Annotated in this window: 16 protein-coding genes; 10 read left to right on the top strand and 6 right to left on the bottom strand. The window is 35.9% G+C overall.

The annotated features are described in order from the left end of the window. The first annotated feature begins 35 nt into the window (after positions 1-35). Positions 36-527, top strand: coding sequence for a YbaY family lipoprotein (locus DBR39_RS06990; RefSeq protein ID WP_228447783.1), 492 nt, complete (start codon positions 36-38; stop codon positions 525-527). Between the two features lie 40 nt (positions 528-567). Here the strand turns inward: DBR39_RS06990 and DBR39_RS06985 are convergent, their stop codons facing one another. Beyond that, complete coding sequence (locus DBR39_RS06985; protein ID WP_124531717.1) at positions 568-1,488, bottom strand: bifunctional riboflavin kinase/FAD synthetase; 921 nt, start codon at positions 1,486-1,488, stop codon at positions 568-570. Positions 1,489-1,704: 216 nt separating this feature from the next. Between DBR39_RS06985 and atpD the strand changes: the two genes are divergently transcribed. From atpD to DBR39_RS06970, 3 genes are all read left to right on the top strand, one after another. After that, complete coding sequence (atpD, locus tag DBR39_RS06980; protein WP_124531715.1) at positions 1,705-3,213, top strand: F0F1 ATP synthase subunit beta; 1,509 nt, start codon at positions 1,705-1,707, stop codon at positions 3,211-3,213. Between the two features lie 85 nt (positions 3,214-3,298). After that, on the top strand, positions 3,299-3,580 hold the full coding sequence (locus DBR39_RS06975) for a FoF1 ATP synthase subunit delta/epsilon (RefSeq protein ID WP_103232280.1): 282 nt from the start codon (positions 3,299-3,301) through the stop codon (positions 3,578-3,580). Positions 3,581-3,660: 80 nt separating this feature from the next. After that, a complete protein-coding gene (locus tag DBR39_RS06970) occupies positions 3,661-4,479 on the top strand; it encodes a hypothetical protein (protein ID WP_124531713.1) in 819 nt (272 codons plus the stop codon). A 395-nt stretch (positions 4,480-4,874) separates the two neighbouring features. Here the strand turns inward: DBR39_RS06970 and DBR39_RS06965 are convergent, their stop codons facing one another. Both DBR39_RS06965 and DBR39_RS06960 read right to left on the bottom strand, forming a co-directional pair. Then, a complete protein-coding gene (locus DBR39_RS06965; RefSeq protein ID WP_124531711.1) occupies positions 4,875-7,064 on the bottom strand; it encodes a B12-binding domain-containing radical SAM protein in 2,190 nt (729 codons plus the stop codon). 158 nt (positions 7,065-7,222) lie between these two features. After that, positions 7,223-7,984 carry a hypothetical protein gene (locus DBR39_RS06960; protein WP_124531709.1) on the bottom strand — a complete coding sequence of 254 codons (762 nt, stop codon included), beginning with the start codon at positions 7,982-7,984 and terminating at the stop codon, positions 7,223-7,225. 562 nt (positions 7,985-8,546) lie between these two features. Here DBR39_RS06960 and DBR39_RS06950 point away from each other — a divergent pair. The 3 genes from DBR39_RS06950 to DBR39_RS06940 all read left to right on the top strand — a co-directional run bounded on the left by DBR39_RS06950 (position 8,547) and on the right by DBR39_RS06940 (position 10,419). Then, positions 8,547-9,134, top strand: a complete 588-nt coding sequence (locus tag DBR39_RS06950; RefSeq protein WP_124531707.1) for a Crp/Fnr family transcriptional regulator — start codon at positions 8,547-8,549, stop codon at positions 9,132-9,134. Between the two features lie 140 nt (positions 9,135-9,274). Further along, positions 9,275-9,925: an NADPH-dependent F420 reductase gene (locus DBR39_RS06945; RefSeq protein WP_124531705.1), complete on the top strand. Its 651-nt coding sequence runs from the start codon at positions 9,275-9,277 to the stop codon at positions 9,923-9,925. Positions 9,926-10,029: 104 nt separating this feature from the next. Then, on the top strand, positions 10,030-10,419 hold the full coding sequence (locus DBR39_RS06940; RefSeq protein WP_185147144.1) for a YybH family protein: 390 nt from the start codon (positions 10,030-10,032) through the stop codon (positions 10,417-10,419). A gap of 82 nt (positions 10,420-10,501) precedes the next feature. Here DBR39_RS06940 and DBR39_RS06935 read toward each other — a convergent pair whose 3' ends face one another. The 3 genes from DBR39_RS06935 to DBR39_RS06925 form a co-directional block, all read right to left on the bottom strand. After that, positions 10,502-11,380, bottom strand: a complete 879-nt coding sequence (locus DBR39_RS06935) for a DMT family transporter (protein WP_124531701.1) — start codon at positions 11,378-11,380, stop codon at positions 10,502-10,504. Between the two features lie 68 nt (positions 11,381-11,448). Further along, positions 11,449-12,720 carry an aminotransferase class I/II-fold pyridoxal phosphate-dependent enzyme gene (locus tag DBR39_RS06930; RefSeq protein WP_185147150.1) on the bottom strand — a complete coding sequence of 424 codons (1,272 nt, stop codon included), beginning with the start codon at positions 12,718-12,720 and terminating at the stop codon, positions 11,449-11,451. An 82-nt stretch (positions 12,721-12,802) separates the two neighbouring features. Continuing rightward, positions 12,803-13,840 carry a PLP-dependent cysteine synthase family protein gene (locus tag DBR39_RS06925; protein ID WP_124531697.1) on the bottom strand — a complete coding sequence of 346 codons (1,038 nt, stop codon included), beginning with the start codon at positions 13,838-13,840 and terminating at the stop codon, positions 12,803-12,805. Positions 13,841-14,062: 222 nt separating this feature from the next. Here DBR39_RS06925 and DBR39_RS06920 point away from each other — a divergent pair, with 222 nt between their 5' ends. The 3 genes from DBR39_RS06920 (at position 14,063) to DBR39_RS06910 (ending at position 19,773) form a co-directional block, all read left to right on the top strand. Further along, the gene (locus tag DBR39_RS06920) at positions 14,063-17,548 is read left to right on the top strand and encodes a DUF2723 domain-containing protein (protein WP_124531695.1); all 3,486 of its coding nucleotides are present in this window, start codon (positions 14,063-14,065) and stop codon (positions 17,546-17,548) included. Positions 17,549-17,636: 88 nt separating this feature from the next. Next, on the top strand, positions 17,637-19,130 hold the full coding sequence (locus tag DBR39_RS06915; RefSeq protein ID WP_124531693.1) for a hypothetical protein: 1,494 nt from the start codon (positions 17,637-17,639) through the stop codon (positions 19,128-19,130). A gap of 115 nt (positions 19,131-19,245) precedes the next feature. Continuing rightward, positions 19,246-19,773 (top strand): DUF1697 domain-containing protein, encoded by a 528-nt coding sequence (locus tag DBR39_RS06910; RefSeq protein ID WP_124531691.1) that lies wholly within the window; start codon positions 19,246-19,248, stop codon positions 19,771-19,773. The last annotated feature ends 82 nt before the right edge of the window (positions 19,774-19,855 follow it).

Genomic DNA, 19,855 nt, shown 5'->3' with positions numbered 1-19,855 from the left:
AAATATAGATTCAACATTAATAAAATAGAGAACAAATGAGAAACCACCTTTTATTATTGATGGCAGCCGGTACATTGATGCTGTCAAGCTGCACCAAAACAGAGAAGAAAAATACAGCTGAAAACACAGCTCCTGTTGCTTCAGCTTCCGAAACGGCTTCAGAAAATATTAAACTAGAATTTTCAGGAGCAGAGAATTTTACGATTAAAAATCCAAAATTGAAAGTAAGTTTGTACGGAATGGATGAAAAGTTAGCAGATGCTCCTGCCACCTTGATTACAGAAAAAGAATACGAGCAGAAATCTGTACCGTTTACGATAGACCTGCCAGTACCTAAAGATGCTGAAAGCAAGATCAATCCAAAACCTGCAGGACCTGCAAAATACTACGTAACAATAAGCTGGGACTCTGATGGAAATGGAAAAGCGGATGAAAAAGGAGATATATTTATTGACTACGACAAGCAGTTTCCGAATGTGAAACTGAGTAGTGAACCTCAGAAACTCTACTTAAAAGTATTGAAATAAAACAAAAAGGCTATTCGGTGATGAATAGCCTTTATTTATTTTAAAAATTGAATTCTTTTGTTATTCTTTTATCCTCGTCCAGCCTTTCAATCAGCTTTTCAAGACCTTCAAATTTGATTTCGTCATGAAGAAAGTCTCTGAAACTTACGGTAATCTTTTCATCATAAATATCATCATCAAAATCAAGGATATAAACTTCCACAGTGAGTTTTTCTCCGTTTACCGTAGGATTGGTCCCGATACTCAGCATTCCTTTATATTGGTTGCCTTTCACAAATACTTCTACAATATAAGCTCCTTTTTTAGGGAGAAGCTTTATAGATTCCGTATCAATATTGGCTGTTGGATATCCGATTGTTCTTCCAATCTTTTTGCCATGAACCACCGTTCCGGAAACAGAGTAGGAGTAGCCCAGCATTTCGTTGGCATCTATAATATTCCCTGTTAAAAGGGCATTACGCACTTTCGTGGAACTGATATTATTTTCGTGAATATTAATCGCTTCCATCTGCTCAACCTCAAAATCAAGTTCTTTGGATAATTTCTGAAGAAGCTCAAAATTTCCGCTTTTGTTTTTTCCGAAAGAATGGTCGTATCCTATAATAAGGTATTTCACATTGAGTTTATCAATTAAAATCTGACGTACAAACTCTTCTCCGGTTAAATTTCTGAATTCCTCATCAAATTCCTTCAGGAACAAATTATCAATGCCATATTTCTCAACCAGCTGTTTCTTTTCTTCCAATGTATTCAGAAGTTTTAAATCTTCATTGGGATTAAAAACAAACCTTGGATGCGGCCAAAAAGTAAGAATAGCAGTTTCCAGATTGTTTTCTGTACCTACTTTAGTCAGTTCATCGATAATACTCTTGTGCCCGAGATGTACCCCGTCAAACATGCCCAAAGATAATGCTAAAGGCTTGTATGAAGAATAATCTGTAAAATTCTTGAAAACTTTCAAAACGGAAAAATTTGATTGCAAATATAGAAATAATGTGCCAATCTATCAATATAACAAGAGACTAATCCCTGTAAGCTTAGAATTGCTATACCGATATGCTGTTATATAGGTATATTCTTAAATTTATCTATTATCAAAAGCATGATAAAAATCTTTTTTTTACCAATTGCAGGTTTATGAAGAATCATTATATTTGCACCAAGAAAAAATTTAGCAATGGCAAACCAAATTAAAGGTAAAATTTCTCAAATTATTGGTCCGGTAATCGACGTTGTCTTCAGAGATGTGGAAGCTGTTCCAACAATCTATGACGCGTTAGAAATTACAAAAGAAAACGGTGAAAAAGTAATCTTAGAAGTAGAACAACATATTGGCGAAGATACAGTAAGATGTATCGCAATGGACGCTACTGACGGTCTTAAAAGAGGGCAGGACGTAATTGGATACGGAAATCCTATTATGATGCCAATCGGTGATGCCGTAAACGGAAGACTATTCAACGTTGTTGGTGATGCTATCGACGGACTTCAAAATATTTCTAAGGAAGGTGGTCTTCCAATTCACAGACCAGCTCCAAAATTTGATCAACTTTCAACTTCTGCAGAAGTTTTATTTACAGGTATTAAAGTAATCGACTTAGTTGAGCCTTACGCAAAAGGAGGTAAAATTGGTTTGTTCGGTGGTGCTGGTGTAGGTAAAACAGTATTGATCCAGGAGTTGATTAACAATATTGCAAAAGGACACGGAGGACTTTCTGTATTCGCCGGAGTAGGTGAAAGAACGAGAGAAGGAAATGACCTTTTGAGAGAGATGTTGGAATCAGGTATTATCAAGTATGGTGATGATTTCATGCACTCTATGGAAAACGGAGGTTGGGATCTTTCTAAAGTAGACTTAGAAGTTATGAAAGAATCTAAGGCTGCATTCGTTTTCGGACAGATGAACGAGCCGCCAGGTGCAAGAGCTAGAGTAGCACTTTCTGGTCTTACATTAGCTGAGTACTATAGAGATGGTGGAGAAAGCGGACAAGGTAGAGATGTACTTTTCTTCGTAGACAACATCTTCCGTTTTACACAGGCTGGTTCTGAGGTATCTGCACTTCTTGGTCGTATGCCTTCAGCGGTAGGTTATCAACCAACTCTTGCTTCTGAAATGGGTGCGATGCAGGAAAGAATTACTTCAACTAAAAATGGTTCAATTACTTCAGTACAAGCGGTATACGTACCTGCGGATGACTTAACTGACCCGGCTCCTGCAACTACGTTTGCTCACTTGGATGCAACTACGGTACTTGACAGAAAGATTGCTTCATTAGGTATCTATCCAGCGGTAGATCCATTAGCTTCTACTTCAAGAATCCTGTCTCCAGAAGTTATCGGTCACGAACACTACAACTGTGCTCAAAGAGTAAAAGAAATTCTTCAAAGATACAAAGCGCTTCAGGATATCATCGCAATCCTTGGTATGGAAGAACTTTCTGAAGAAGATAAATCAGTTGTTTACCGTGCAAGAAAAGTTCAGAGATTCTTATCTCAGCCTTTCCACGTAGCAGAGCAGTTTACAGGTATCCCAGGATCATTAGTTGATATCAAAGATACAATCAAAGGATTCAACATGATTATGGATGGTGAATTAGATCACTTACCAGAAGCAGCTTTCAACTTGAAAGGAACTATCGAAGAAGCTATCGAAGCAGGACAAAAAATGTTAGCTGAAAACGCTTAAGAAAATTTTAAATGTTAAATTTTAGATTTTAGATTGAAAAAAATTCATTTAAAATTTAAAATCTATAATCTATAATTCATAAAAAATGAATATAAAAATTTTAACACCAGAATATGTAGTTTTTGAAGGAGAAGTAGATTCAGTATTATTGCCTGGAAAAAATGGTGAATTTCACATCATGAAAAACCACGCAGGAATCGTTTCTTCTTTGATCGGAGGTGATGTAAAGCTTTTTGCTAATTCTATTGATGAAGCTTTTGCTAAAAACTTTACCAAAGAAACTGGAAAAGACTCTGTTTTTGCTTATGCTATCAAAAGCGGTGTTGTAGAATTTAATCATAATAAAGGAATTATCCTTTGTGAATAATTAAATGAAAAGCTAAATATATTTTCAAGAAAGTGTAACTTTGTGTTACACTTTTTTTATTGTTGTAAAAGTCTGATTGGATGAAGAAAAGCATAATCATATTCTTTACAGTTCTGGGTGTTTTCCTTCATGCTCAGAATTTCAAAACCAAAAGAGGGATAATCAATTTAGATGGTATTCCGGTTGCCAAACTGTCCAATAAGTCCAACGAATATACGTTTATGGATCTTAAGGAAACTCCGCTGTATACGATAAAATTCATTGATAAAAGTATCGTTGATTCAGTACGTGACAGCTATATCATGATCAACAGGATATATAACAGGGATAAAACCATTGAACTTGATTATTCATCACCTTCTGCATTTTCCGGAGAAGAAAAATCGGCTGTATTTACTTCTATTAAAGATCTTAAAATAATTGATAACAAAGGGATCAATGTCAAAAATCTTGATGAGCTTTTTTCAAATGTACCCAAAAGAAAACTGGATACTAAAACTAAAGAAGCATATGTCATAAGAAAGAAAATAGACAAACTGAATATTGAGGTCAATAAAGTGGGCGAGATCCTTAGCAATGGTGTTCCGGTAGGTTATTTTACCAATTTACCGGTAAGTTTCGGCTCAGAAGACACAATTATGGATAAAACGCCTATAGATATTGAAATTTACGATGCCAAAAGCAAACTTATCGGAAGATATATCACTACCACAAAACAACTGAAAACTGCTGGTGGAAAGTCTTTTGTCGTTTATAAGGAAATGTCAGGAAGAGCCTCTATTTTAAAGTATCCTACTTATAAAGCACTGGCTGAACGTATGGCTATTATGGATCCTAATTTTATTAAAATACAGGAAAAAGTATCTGTAGGTCCCGTATCAAAAGAGACTCAAAATTAATTATTTATCAGAAAGAAACACACTTTTTATATCAATAGGAACGGGCTTTAGCCCGTTCTTTTATTAAAGATCAAATTTCATCTGGCTTTAGCCAAAACTTATTGAAATCTCGTTAGTATTTATAACCACCCCGTCAAAAATCCTTTGAATTTTCGCCACCCCTCCAGAGGAGGGGAATATTTTGCCGTTTTATTTATGGTAGTGATAAATTTGGATTTGATCTGTTCGGAATGAAAAAAATAGAACGCTTTATCCTTTCAAATCAAGATCTGCGTAATCTGCAAAATTCGCGAGAGATTCTCATTCAATCAAAACAGGCTTTATTCATACAGAAAACTAACAATTCACAGAAAATCGTCTCTTTTTAAAAATCCCTGAGAAAAAAACGAAAATTTTTATAAGCTCAAAATCACTCCATTTTCCTTCAATTGCTGCATTGGTTTTGAGAACCAGAATAGCTCAAAATCTTCAAAACTTTCTTCAAATTGAGTCTTAAGTTGCTGAATAGTAGGTTTTTTTAAATTTTCAATCGAATTCTCTTCCAACACATTTACCAGCCATTCTGCCTTTTCCTGTTCCAATTCTACCTTAACAATATTGGTTTTTAAGTGGAATGTAAGAAGCGTATACGTACCAGAACATTTCTTTTTATTTTTTACGTGATTCTCAGCGATTACATTTTTGGTTAGAAAGACCACTTTTGAGTTTGCCTTCAGAGTAAACTGCGCATCTTCCAAAAGACAGTCATGAATGTAATCCGGATGAATGGTCGTTCTCGGAATTTTAAAGTCGAACCACTCCTGAAGCGAAAGTTCAAAATTCACTCCATGCATATAATTGAATAACGATTTTTTTAATCCGAAGCTGAACTTGTTGTGATCGATTCCGGTTTTATCTTTAAAATCTATGTCGTTATTGGCAAACAGTATTTCCTGCTTTACCGGAACAATTCCAAAATCCTCAGGACTCATTCCTACAGGCGAGTGAGCAGTCATCGCAAACTGGTGCCAGAAACCACTTTGAAGAATTCCCATCTCAAACATCTGACGAACCATTTCCAGGGAATCCACTGTTTCCTGAACAGTTTGAGTAGGGTAGCCATACATGAGATAAGCATGAACCATAATTCCAGCTTCTGTAAAATTTCTTGTTACATTGGCAACCTGCTCTACAGAAACTCCTTTGTCAATTAATTTCAACAATCGGTCACTGGCCACTTCAAGTCCACCGGAAACAGCAACACATCCTGAAAGTTTCAGGAGATAACATAAATCACGGGTGAAGCTTTTTTCAAAACGAATATTCGTCCACCAGGTTACCACCAGATTTCTTCGGAGAATTTCAAGGGCTACCTCTCTCATCAAAGCTGGCGGTGCAGCTTCATCTACAAAATGGAATCCTGTTTCACCCGTTGTTCTGATCAGTTCTTCAATTCGGTCTACCAGAATTTTAGCAGAAATAGGTTCATAGATTTTGATATAGTCTAAAGAAATATCACAGAAGGTACATTTCCCCCAATAGCATCCATGGGCCATTGTCAGTTTGTTCCATCTTCCGTCACTCCATAAACTGTGCATCGGATTGGCAATTTCGATAACGGAAATATATTGATCAAGTTTTAAATCGGTATAATCCGGAGTACCCACTTCAGACTGTTTGTAATCATGTCGTTTAGAATTGTTCTTATAAACGACTTCTTGATTTTCAACAAGAAAAGTTCTTTTAAATTCACCTTCCGGACTTGATGTTTCCAGATTTTGATAAAGGAGTTCCAAAGGAATTTCTCCATCGTCTAAAGTAATAAAATCAAAAAATTCAAATACTCTAGGGTCTTTAACTTCTCTTAATTCCGTATTGGGAAAACCACCTCCCATAGCAATTTTTATGTGAGGGTGATGCTTTTTGATCCATTGGGCGCATTTAAAACTGGAATAAAGATTCCCAGGAAAAGGGACTGAGAAGCAAACCAGTTTGGGCTGGATATTCTCTATTTTTTCACGAAGAATTTTTAAAGTAAACGCATCGATAAATGTAGGATCACCAGATAGTTTTGAATACAATTCATCAAAAGAATTGGCGCTTTTTCCGAGACGTTCTGCATATCTGCTGAAACCAAAATCGGCATCAACATTTTCTACAATATAATCTGATATATCTTCTAAATATAAGGTTGCAAGATGCTTGGCTTTATCCTGAAGCCCCATATTTCCAAAAGCAAATTCCATATCATCCAGCTGGTTGAAACGGGAAGCTTCGGGAAGGAAATTCATGCTGCAGATCTGTCTTGCCAGTGTAGGGGTTTTACCCTGTAAAAAAGGAATAACCTGATCTATGGTTTTTAAATATTCTTCTCTCAGCGCATAGATTCTCTGAGAATTTTCTGAGATATTCTGAAGATCAATTTCTTTGCTGAAAACCTTCTGAATTCCATCCTTTGAAAATAATTCCAAAATAACATCAATCCCCAAATCGACCTGATAGCTGGAAATATTTTTGGTATTTAAAAATCCTTTAATATAAGCTGTTGCAGGATAAGGTGTATTAAGTTGGGTAAAAGGCGGAGTAATAAGAAGCAGGTCTTTCAACAGAAATTTTTTGCAAAGTTATTCTAAAGTTTTTTTAGAAAAAAATTTTTTCTCCTGATTATAAACAGTGAAGAAAAGTCTTCTGAATTCTGTTATATGAAAATGGGTTTCTTATCCAATAGAATACTTCCACTTTGTCATTCCATAGCCATACAATCTCAAAATAAATCTGTCGGTTTAATAAACAAAGCATCAGGAGTATTACTGTCAATAAAGTTTAAAAAAGAATCTTCATCAAAATATCCGTCTTCATCTAGGATTGCAGGATTCAGTAACCCGCTTTCGCTAGGTTTTTCGAAGCTGATATTTTCAATGAATTTTCCGGTTTTCCCCATGATTTCATTATGAAAACTGATCAGATACCGAGAATATATATTACCTTCTGCCACAGTGTAATGTCCGTTTTCTGCAATAAGGGAGCTCATAATACTTCCTCCAATATAGGTTTCGTTATCGTTGCCCGATGCCCCGAATAATACTTTGCAGGTAACAGTCCCTGCACAGTAAAGCGAACCATTGATGATAATATTCTCTGCCTGTATGTTGCCTGTAACGATAAGAACAATATAGTCTTCAACAAAGAGTTTTTCGGATAAGTGAATATCTTCTTCTATAAGAATAATTTTATATCCTTCTCCTTCCTGAGTGATCAGCTCAAGAGAACGATCGCTTTCATTTTCTATGAGAACAATTTCAGGGGTATCATTTTCATTATTGATGTGCAGAGAAGCATCTTTTATTTTTTCTGCGGTTTCATCATCCAGCATTTCAAGAAACTCGGCAAGGCTTTCTTCGTCTAAAGAACTTTCATTAAAGAAATTACTTTCCAGCGTTTCATGAGTGATGGTATAGAGGTTCTCTGATTTCTCCCTGATTTTATTATATAATTGTTTTTTGGTAAGTTTTTGTAGTTCCTTCATCTGTTTTATGATAAATACAATGGTCTGATATAGGGGGGAACTCCTATAAACAAACGGATGCAATATAATCAGATAAATTTTCTTACACCAGAAAGCCGAATTTATTTTTTGAAAATTTTTCCAACAAATAGAATCGTTTTTTCTGTTCAGCCACTACATTCATGACTCCAGATATTCGTAAAATAAACAAAATCAATCCGATATCATTAAGAAAAAGGAGTGATGGGACGGTCGATATTATGAGAGAAAGACTAGTATTAATAACTAGTGATAACAGGAAAAAGCCAAATATCTGCTCAAAATGCTATGGAGCAAGACTTTTTTCGGGGTAAGATCATTACTTTTAACGTACACAATGATCCAGTTAATGATTGTAATATGGGTTCCTATGGAGTTGGTTCAAAAAATTCTTTGGAAAAACGGTAGATATAGATAGGTTCTTTTAAGTGTTGTAAGTTGATCTTATTTGTATCATTAAATATTCCAATAAAATAAGTTCCGGTATTTTTTAATATATTGTCTCAATATTTTTTAACTCAATATAAAATTACACCCATTCACAATGTCAGATGAAACAGCTCCGCTTATCGAATATTTTAAAAGCTATATTCCGCTTTCAAAGAAAGAAATTGAAGTACTGAATGAAAGATTCATTGAAAGAAGGATCAAACGGAAGCAGTTTATCCTGCAGGAAAACGAAGTGTGTCAGTATTATACATTCGTTGTTTCCGGCTGTTTAAAAATGTACAATATCGATGGCAGTGGAGAAGAACATAATCTCCAGTTTGCGGCAGAAAATGACTGGATTGTAGATATAGACAGTTTTCATAATAAAAATCCCAGCAAACTGTATATTGTTGCGCTGGAAACTTCTGTAGTACTGCAGATTGAAAAAAATGACCTTTGGTTTCTTTATACTTATTATCCCAAATTTGACAGGAACTTCAGAGTGATTATTGAACAGAAATTCATTGAACTCCAAAATAGGGTGCTTCAAAATATAAGCGCTACCGGAGAGGAGAAATATGAATTTTTTATCAGGCAGTATCCACAGTTAGCGAATCGTCTTCCCAATACACAGATTGCTTCTTATCTCGGAATTACCCCACAATTCCTGAGTAAAATCCGACAGAAAAGAATTAAAAGCTGATTATATTCCCTTTTAGTATTAAACTAGTTTCATCATTGACCTTACCAAATGTCAAGGCTATTTCTTAAACTTGTTTGTCTTTTTTTGAATGCCTTTCCTCCTAATTTTGACATAGATAAATAACACAAAAATCAAAAGAAATGGAAACATTAAAAAAAGTGGCCGTTATCGGTCTTGGAAACATTGGGAAAGCAATAGCTGGAGATTTGATCAAGAATAACCATCAGGTGATTGTAGCATCAAGAAATAATGAGGAATCCGATAATTTTGCCCAGCAATCCGGTGGCTTAGCTCAAAGTATGAATATTGATGCAGCCATCAATAGTGCTGACATTATTATACCGGCAATATGGTTTGGTGCCTTTAAAGACTTCTTTAATGAGTATGGAAATATTCTGAAAGACAAAATTATTGTGGATGTCTCCAATCCGATTGCTCCGGATGGAAATGGAGGATTCAAAAAAAACATTGGAGAAAGAGAATCTGCGGGAGAGCTGAATAAAGCAATTCTTCCTCCGGGAGCTCAATTGGTAAAAGCATTTGGAACACTGGGAGCGGGAAGTCTTGCCGGAGCATCCAACGGAAATCCTGAAAAAGCAGTATTGTTTTATGCTTCCGATAATCCATCCATTGATAAGGATATTGAGAAAGTGATTGAAAAAGCAGGATTTGATCCTTTAAAAGTAGGAGGGCTTGATCAGTCAATTCGTATTGAAGTTTTTGGAGATCTGCATGAATTTGGAGCGCTTGGAAAAACGGTGAACCTTTCTGAAGCTAAGTCAAAGCTTTAAAAAAATAGATGAAAAACATTCTTATCATCATCCAGGTATTGTTAATATTAACATCCTGTTCAAAAAAACAAAATTCAACTCTTAAAACATCAGATAGCAAAAATATGGAGACAACAGTAAAAAAAGATATAGAGGAATTACTTAATAGCTATCAGAATGCACTGAATGCCTCATCTACTGAGCAAGCCGTTTCTTTATATAGTGAAACAGGTATTTTCATGCCGTTAGGCGGTCCCACATCTCAAGGGAAAGAACAGCTTAAAGAATCTTATGATTTTGTATTTAAAACTCTTAAGCTGAATATAAAGTTTGAAATTGAGGAAATCACGGTCATCAATGAAAATTATGCCATAGCACGTACTATGTCAAGAGGAACACAATTACTCCATGCAGATAACAAAACCACGCCGGAAGAAAATCGTGAATTGTTTGTATTGGAGAAAGAAAATTCAAAATGGAAAATTGCACGATATATGTTCAATAAGGTAAAGTAACCTTTATAAAGTGATATACAAAGCCGGACTTCTTGCTGAGTCCGGCTTTTGTATTATTGATATCAGTCTATGAATACAAATTCTAGGCATGACGTATTTTCTTTTGATCTCCAATTACATTAAGAATAACCCCAAAAAGGATCAAAGTGATTCCTATCAGCAGGTTCGTAGTAAATTTTTCATGAAATAGCAATACACTTACCATTACCGCAACTACCGGTTCTAATGCTCCTAAAATGGCCACTGGTGTAGAACCAATATGTTTAATGGCATATACCAGGCATAAACTTGAGATAACTGTAGTAAGAAATGCAAAAATAAGAAAGTTCATAAAGATGGATATGGAAGGAATAGCAAATGATTCATGACCCATCACCGCCTTTGTCATAAAAAACAGCGAAGTAAAAAGCATAGAAAAAAAAGTAAGCTTAAATCCCGATACCTTTAGGTTTGCCTTGTTCACAATGACCATATAAAGTGCATAAAAAAGAGAACTCAGCATCACGATTCCTAAACCTGCGAAATTAATTTCCAATCCGTTTCCTTTTAAACATAAAACAATGACCCCTGCAAAAGCAAACAATAATGAGACTACAGATAATCTGGAAAGTTTTTCCTTATAAAAGAAAAACATGATCAAAGCGACAATAACCGGATAGATAAACAACACGGTGGAAGCAATGCCCGGAGTAAGAAAATCATACCCTAAAAATAGAAATTCTGAAGAAAGGGCATAGCAGATTCCCAGAATAGCTAATATTAAAGCTTCTTTCTTGTTGAGCCTGAAATTTTGTCTGGAATATATCAGATAACCGCCGATCATTAAAGCAGAAAAGAAAAACCTGTAAAACAGGGTTATGTCCATAGAAAAGTGCGCCTGTTTGATAGGCAGAATAAAAATCGGAATCAGACCATATGAAACAGCCGACAGAATTCCCAGTATGTAACCTCTAAGTTTCATTTATTTTTATGGTTATTTAAACAAAAAAGCCACTGAATCAATCAGTGGCTTTTTTTATTTTTTTATGATTAAATTGGTTTAAAACTTAATCCTTGTTCCTGCAGTAATTTTTGCTCCTGATCTTTATAGTAGCCACCTACTAGTTTATCATGAATAGCTTCAAACGCGGCCAGAGTTTCATTGATCTCTGCATCCGTATGAGAAGCGGTAGGAATTAATCTTAAAAGAATCATTCCCTTTGGAATGACCGGATATACCACAACTGATGTGAAGATACCGTAATTCTCTCTTAAGTCTTTTACCAATAGAGTAGCTTCTACCGGAGTTCCCTGCATCATTACCGGAGTTACACAAGTATTAGTGTCTCCAATATTAAAGCCTCTTTCTGTAAGTCCGTTTTGTAGTTTGTAAACATTCTCCCAAAGTTTAGCTTTGATCTCAGGTTTTGATCTCAATAGCTCCAATCTTTTCAATCCTCCGATTACCATTGGCATCGTAAGAGATTTTGCAAAGATTTGTGATCTTAGGTTGAATTTCAGATATCTGATGATTTCTTTGTCACCCGCAAGGAATGCTCCAAAACCAGCCATTGATTTAGCAAAAGTAGAGAAGTATACATCGATCTGATCATTACAGTTCTGCTCTTCACCCACACCGGCACCTGTTGTCCCAAGGGTTCCGAAACCATGCGCATCATCTACCAATAGTCTGAACTGGTATTTTGATTTAAGATCGCAGATTTCTTTGATTTTTCCCTGCTGGCCTCTCATTCCGAAAACCCCTTCTGTAATCACAAGAATACCTCCTCCTGTTTCTTCAGCTACTTTAGTCGCTCTCTGAAGGTTTTTCTCAAGACTTGCCATATCATTGTGCCTGTAGGTAAATCTTTTACCAGAATGAAGTCTTACTCCATCCACGATGCAGGCATGAGAATCCATATCATAAACAATAACGTCATTTCTGCTTACCAAAGCATCTATGGTAGAAACCATTCCCTGGTAACCGAAATTCAATAAATATGCTGATTCTTTTTTTACGAAGTCTGCCAGTTCTCTTTCCAATTGAAGGTGCTGATCTGTTTCTCCAGACATTGCTCTTGCTCCCATTGGATAGAACATTCCGTATTCTGCAGCCGCTTTTGCATCTGCTTCTATTACTTCAGGATGATTACACAATCCTAAATAGTCATTGGCACTCCAGAAAATTACTTCTCTACCCTGAAATTGCATTCTAGGGCCAATAGGTCCCTCTAATCTTGGGAAAATAAAATAGCCTTCACCATAATCTGCAAATTGTCCAAGTGGTCCTGGATTTTCTTTTATTCTTTCAAAAATATCCAACATTGTATCGTAATTTTTAAGTAAAAAGCCTTTTTTGTAGAACACGCAAAAGGCTTTATTTGTATTGTGATTTTATTTGTTCTTATTTGATAAACTCCGTTTTGAAAACTTCGTCATAATTGTGAACACAGTTGTTGACAAATCCCTGTTCGGCCATCCATTGATCACTGTATACTTTAGTGATGTATCTGGAACCGTGGTCAGGATAGATTAAAACAACCAGGTCATTTTCTGTGAGCTCATGAGATTTTGCATACTGCATGAGCCCCTGCGTTACAGCTCCGGTAGTATAGCCACCCATGATCGCTTCTTTCAAAGCAATTTCGCGGGTTCTGTATGCTGACATTTCATCATTTACCCTTACAAATTCGTCTACCTTGTCAAAAAGCAGGGCAGCAGGGATAAGGTTCTTACCCATTCCTTCAATCTGATAAGGATGTACATCTTCTTTGTGAATTTCTCCAGTCTCATGATAGCTTTTTAGAATAGAGCCATCTGCATCTACTCCGATGATCTTGATATCCGGATTTTTCTCTTTCAAAAACTTGGCTGAACCCGACAGCGTACCTCCGGTTCCGGTGCAGGCAAAAAGGTGAGTGATCTTACCTTCTGTCTGTTCCCAGATCTCTGGACCTGTAGTCTGATAGTGGGCATCAATATTAAGCTCATTAAAATATTGATTGATGTAAATAGAATTAGGAGTTTCCTGAGCGATTCTTTTAGCTACTTCATAATATGATCTTGGATCATCCGCCGGAACATTGGCCGGGCATATATACACCACAGCACCCAATGCTTTCAGATAAGCAATTTTTTCTGGTTTTGTTTTATCACTTACTGCAAGAATACATTTATATCCCTTAATAATACATACCATCGCAATAGAAAACCCGGTATTCCCGGAAGTAGTTTCTACAACTACAGAATCTTCTTTTAAAAGGCCTTTTTTTTCTGCGTTCTCTATAATATGAAGTGCGATTCGGTCTTTGGTGGAATGTCCAGGATTATATGATTCTAACTTGGCATAAACGGTTGCTGGAATATCTTTTGTAACAGTATTTAGCTTCACCATAGGAGTATGTCCTATTAGGCCAAGAATATTATCGTAAACATTACTCATTATTTGTTATTTTCAATAAAAATCTGACTGCAAAAATACAAAAAAATAAATAATTACTAAACTTTTGTTTGATTTCTAGGGCATAGTTTTGTAAAACTTATTTTCGTATTTACAGTTTTGACACGTGTATATTCGCAAATACTACGCCAAAATTTTTAAATTTTGTTAAAACCCGCATAAAATAAGATAAAAGCCTTATTTTCGCATAATTGATTTAATACTATGAAAAATTGGACTTTTAGGCAATGGAACACCGTTTCAGGATGGGTGATTTTCGTCATTGCGTTTTTCACGTACTTGTCCACCATAGAACCCAATTTCAGTTTTTGGGATTGTGGCGAGTACATTTCTTCTGCAGTAAAACTTGAAGTAACGCACGCTCCCGGAGCTGCTTTATTCCAGATAGTGGGTGCCGTGGCAGCCATTTTTGCATTAGGGAAAGGCGAAAATTATTCTATCGTGATCAACGCGATGTCTGCATTGTTCAGTGCGCTGACTATTTTATTTTTGTTCTGGACGATCACGCACTTTGTGAGAAGACTTCTGAACAAAGATTTTGATGAAATTACGAAACATCAGGAAATCTCTATTTTATTTGCCGGAGCGGTAGGAGCACTTTGCTTTACGTTCTCAGATACCTTCTGGTTCTCGGCAGTAGAGGGAGAGGTTTACTCCATGGCTTCCATGTTTATTGCGCTTTTGGTCTGGTTAATCACCAAATGGGAGAACGAATATCTGGCGGGAGACAGTGAAAGATGGATTATTCTTATTTTCTTTGTTTTAGGACTTTCTGTGGGAGTGCATATGATGTGTATGTTGGCTATCCCTGCAGTATGTCTGGTATATTATGCAAGAAATTATAAGTTTACCTGGAAAAATTTTATCTGGGCAAACCTTATTACACTGGGGATTTTGATTATTGTTTTCAAAATTATCTTCCCTTTAATTATGACCATGTTCGGAAGACTTGAAATTTTCTTCGTGAATGGTCTTGGACTTCCTTTCCACTCTGGGACAATTGTAGCTTTTATTTTGATGGTAGCGATCTGCTATTTCTTAATCAAATATGCAAGAAAAGCAAAGAAGAAAATCTATCAGACGGCTGCATTATCTGTGGTTTTCATGATGATAGGATTCTCTTGCTGGATGGTTATTCCAATCAGAGCCAATGCTAATCCGCCGATGAACCTTAATGATCCGGATACAGCAATTGGGATGTTGGATTATTATAACAGAGAACAGTACGGTGACTGGCCAACAATCTACGGACAGAATTATACAGCATTCCTTGATGCTAACGGAATCGAGAAGAATGAAGACGGAAGTTTTAAAACTCAAAAAACCGGTGAAATCTACGAAAAAGATGAAAAAACCGGAACATATAGAAAAACCGGAGACCGTTTCAATTATGTATTCAACAAGTCTCAGGTAAGCTTAATGCCAAGAATGTTTAATGAGGATAAGGATGTGATGGCTAACTATATTTCAATGTATGGTGCTCCTGATTTTACATTCAATTATGCTAACGAGGACGTGGCAGACAATCCACAGGCTAAGCAGATCTTTGACGAATTGAGAGGGAAATATGAAGATAAGTCGATTACAGCTTCAGATTATCTGAAAGTAAAACCTTATAACCTGATCAACGTTCAGAAGCCTTCATTGCTTCAGAATATGGATTATTTTATTTCTTTCCAGAACGGATATTACTTTGTAAGATATCTGATGTGGAACTATGTTGGAAGACAGAATGATCTTGAAGGAAACATGGAAAGCACAAAAGGAAACTGGATTTCCGGTATTCCTTTTATTGATAATGCAAACGTAGGAAATCAGGATAAAATGCCTGCTAAATTCAAGAATGAAAGTACAGTAAAATTCTTCTTCCTTCCGTTAATTTTAGGTCTGATTGGATTCTTCTTTCAGTTGAACAGAGACTTCGGAAGATTCTATGCACTGTTATCATTATTTATTTTAACAAGTGTTGGTATTGTTTTCTACACAGGAGTAAAACCTTTCGAACCTAGAGAAAGAGATTATGCAATGGTAGGTTCATTCTATGCATTTGCGATCTGGATCGGTATGGGAGCCGGAGCTATTTTATGGTTCCTGCAGTCTAAAATAAAATCAAACGGAGCTAATATTGCTTTAGGAGTAGTTTTATTAGGAGTACCTTTCATGATGGGCTTCCAGAACTATAATGTTCATGACAGAAGCAGCAGATATACAGCTTACGATTATGCGTATTCAGTTTTAAAATCATTACCGAAAAACGATATCCTTTTCGTTTACGGAGATAACGATACTTACCCGGTTTGGGCGATCCAGGAAACAGAACAATTCAGAGATGATGTGAAGGTCGTTAACTTTACTCTTGCTTCAACTCCTTGGAATCTTGATCAGGTAAAAAGAAGAACTTACAATGCTATGGGAATCCCTAGCCAGTTGACACACGAAGATTACAGAGATGGTGTAAACGATCAGATCTATATGATGAAGAAAGAAGATTGGGAAGGTGTTTTCTCTATGTTGAAAGAACAGGGAGCTCCGGAAACACAATTCCAGTCGTTCAGAAAGTATCTTACTCAGGATTCTTTAACGTTAAAACAAGCGATTGAATTCATTAAATTCAAATCTCCTGAGAAAGACGAATTGTTGAAAATGTACTTCGGAGAAGAGAAATTTGAAAAATACAATATCCTTCCGGTAAACAAATTCATTCTTCCTGTAAATAAAGAAAATGCTTTAAAAGCCGGAATCATCAACAAAGAAGATCTTCCAAATGTTGCTAATCAGATTATGATTACTTACAAAGGGAATACACTGTATAAGAACAACCTGATTCTGATGGATCTTTTGGCCAACTTCGACTGGAAACGTCCAATTAACTTCTCATCAGGAGGTATCTATGACAGTGAAAACATTTTCTATCTGAACGATTACCTTCAGTTTGACGGATTCAGTTACAGATTAATCCCTATCCAAACGCCTCCGACAGCTGATGGAGATATGGGTAGAGTAGATGCCAATTCTCTTTATAATGTAGTGAAAAACTTCAGATGGGGGAACTTCAAAAACTTAAATGCTCACTTTGATGAAACGGCAACTTCCAATATCATCAGCTACAGAATGTCAGCGAGCAGAGCTGCTGCTGCACTTGCATTGAGCGGACAGAAAGCTAAAGCATTGGAAATTCTGGATCTTGCAGCTAAAGAAATTCCTGCTGAGAAATACAACGATCCTCGTTCATTAAGCTCCATTGTATCAGGATACATCATCGCTGGTCAGGAGCAGAAAGGTCTTCAGCTTGCTGAGGTTCTTAAAAAAGGAATCTTTGAAGAATACGATTACTATTTAAGCCTTTCCAAAGCAGATCAAAGCTATCTGAGAAGACAAATGAGAACAAAACCGATGGAATATTCTCTTGTTGTAGCTGCAGTAACGGATGCTTACACGAAGATCGGACAGAAAGAAAAAGGATATGCTTATCTGGTAAAATCCATAGAGCCGATTGATAAGAAGTTCAATGTATTTATCAAAGATCTTCAGGAAATGGGTAAAGATAAAGCGATGAAAGAATCGGAAAATGTTCAGCAGATCACACCATTCTATCAGTATTTATTTGATGTCATGGAACCTTATGATTCTACTTATTCAAAAGAAAAAGAAAATCAGATAACCACTGCGATTATCAAAGCAACAAAATAAAATATTTTAAAACGGGACTTCGGTCCCGTTTTTTTATTATTGGGAATCCTGAATATTAAGGTTATATTTGTGAAGTTAAAAATACATAATGGCTGAAACAAAAAATAGCAGGTTCCCAATCTATGCTGTAATTGCTACAGTTGCTTTTAAGCTTCTTTTTTTATTGACACATTATATTCAGGAAGATGCATTTATTACCTGGAGAGTGGCCCAGAATCTATTGGATTATGGGGTAATTGGTTTCAATGGAGACACCAAAATTTCTGCATCTACCACTCATCTGTATGTTTTTGTGTCTTACCTTTTCAATCTTGTTTTTGGAAAAGAAAATTTTATTGAACCTCTTTTGATTTTCAATTCCATTCTGTTTACAATAGGAACTTTACTTCTTTCTCATTTGGTTCTTAAAAATCCATGGCATAAAGCTATTTTTATATTTTTGGTGGGTATTTTACCGCCAGCCATTAAAATCTCAATTCTCGGAATGGAGTATGGAATCCTGTTTTTCCTGGAAATGGCGCTCCTGTACTACGGGTTCCATAAAGGAAAGAAATGGGTAGTAACGTTTCTTCCGGTTCTAATCATGTTTACAAGGATTGATACTGTGATATTCCTGGGAATTGTATTTCTTGTAGATCTATTCTGGAACAGAAAAATAAGATGGAATTATATTTTTGGCGGAATTCTGGGCGTTTTGTTAACGGTTGCTTTCAACTGGTTTTACTTTGGTGAGCTGGTGAATAATACCATTACCGCAAAAAAACTGCTTTACAGTGAAAACTTCACCATCCAGCAACATATCGGCTACTTTTTTAAGAGTTTCGGGAACTTCTGGGGAATGCTTAAAGTTCCTGGAGATTTTAATCCTATGACTGTTGTTATCTTGATTTTTGAGCTGGTTTGCTTCATTTACCTGATCAGACAAAGAGAAAAGAGAAACTATTTTTTATGGATGATCTTTATCTTTGGATGGGCAAAACAGATTATTTTTCTTTCTCAGAAAAGCCTGTTCGACTGGTATTACTGGGTACCACAGCTGCTACTTTTCGTTCCTATTCTTATCTTCGTATTGGAGCAGAAAGAGAAGAGAAACCTATGGCTGTCATTACTGGTTATATTCTATATCTTCCCGATGCTTGTTTTCCAGACTGTTCACTGTATTGCAACAGGAAACGGAGAATGGAACTACCGTAGAACGATTGGAACATTTTTAAACCAATATGAGAAAGACAAAAATCAGTGGATTTTACTGGAACCGGCTGGGTATGTTCCTTATTTTTCAGGATTAAAAATAATTGATGAGGTTGGGTTGGTAGACAAGCAGATTCAGGAAGAAATTAAAAAAGACAAAGTGAATTACTGGATCAATACGGTAAAAACAAGAAAACCGAAATATCTACTTTCCTACCAAAATATCTATGAAGGAAATAATGCCAATGCATTGTATTACCAAACCCATTACAAACTTTTAAAGGAATTCAGAGTGAAAGACCACCTGAAAAGTGACAATAAGATTTTAGAAAAAATTTACCACCTGAAACCTTCCGGAACAGACTATAATTTGTACATTAGGGTTGATTAAAGGATTAAAAATCGCAGAGAGTTCAGAAAACAAGGGTCAAATAACTCTAATACTCTCTCAAACCCTCAAACTTAAAACCTGCAACCTAATATCTAAAAACTAAAACCTAAAAAAAATGAAATACTGTGCTTTTCTCCGCGGTGTCAACGTAAAAGGAACCAATATGAAAATGGCTGATGTCTGCCAGGTTTTTAAAGATGCCGGAATGAAAGATGTGAGTTCAATATTAGCTTCAGGAAATATTGTTTTTTCTTCAGATAAAAATGCAGAAGATTTAAAAACAATTCTGGAGAAAGCAATGTCAGAGCATTTTTCTTATGAAGCTTTTCTGTTTGTAAAATCTCAGGAAGAGACAGCGGTTTTCTGGAATGATATTCCTTTTGAAAAGAACGAAAGTCTCCATATTTATAGTTTTGTCGGAATGCCAGGCGTAGAAACAGTCCTGATGGACGAGTTTCAAAAAGCTGCACAGGCAGAAAACGAAAAGGCAGAAATTATCAATGGTATATTTTACTGGCAGGTCCCGAAAGGCAATACCTTAGATTCTACCTTCGGAAAAGTATTAGGCAAAAAAAGTCTTAAAGATCAGTTTACCAGCAGAAATGTAAATACGTTTGAGAAAGTCCTGAAAAAGATGGATTAGAATATTTCGTCTGTGAGTTTTTAACGATCTGTTTTTTTTAGGTTTTGGCTGAAGCCGAATTGAGGGTTTGATTTCATTAAAC

Source organism: Chryseobacterium sp. KBW03 (assembly GCF_003852415.1).
GTDB lineage: Bacteria > Bacteroidota > Bacteroidia > Flavobacteriales > Weeksellaceae > Chryseobacterium > Chryseobacterium viscerum.
This window is presented reverse-complemented; position numbering and strand designations above follow the sequence as displayed.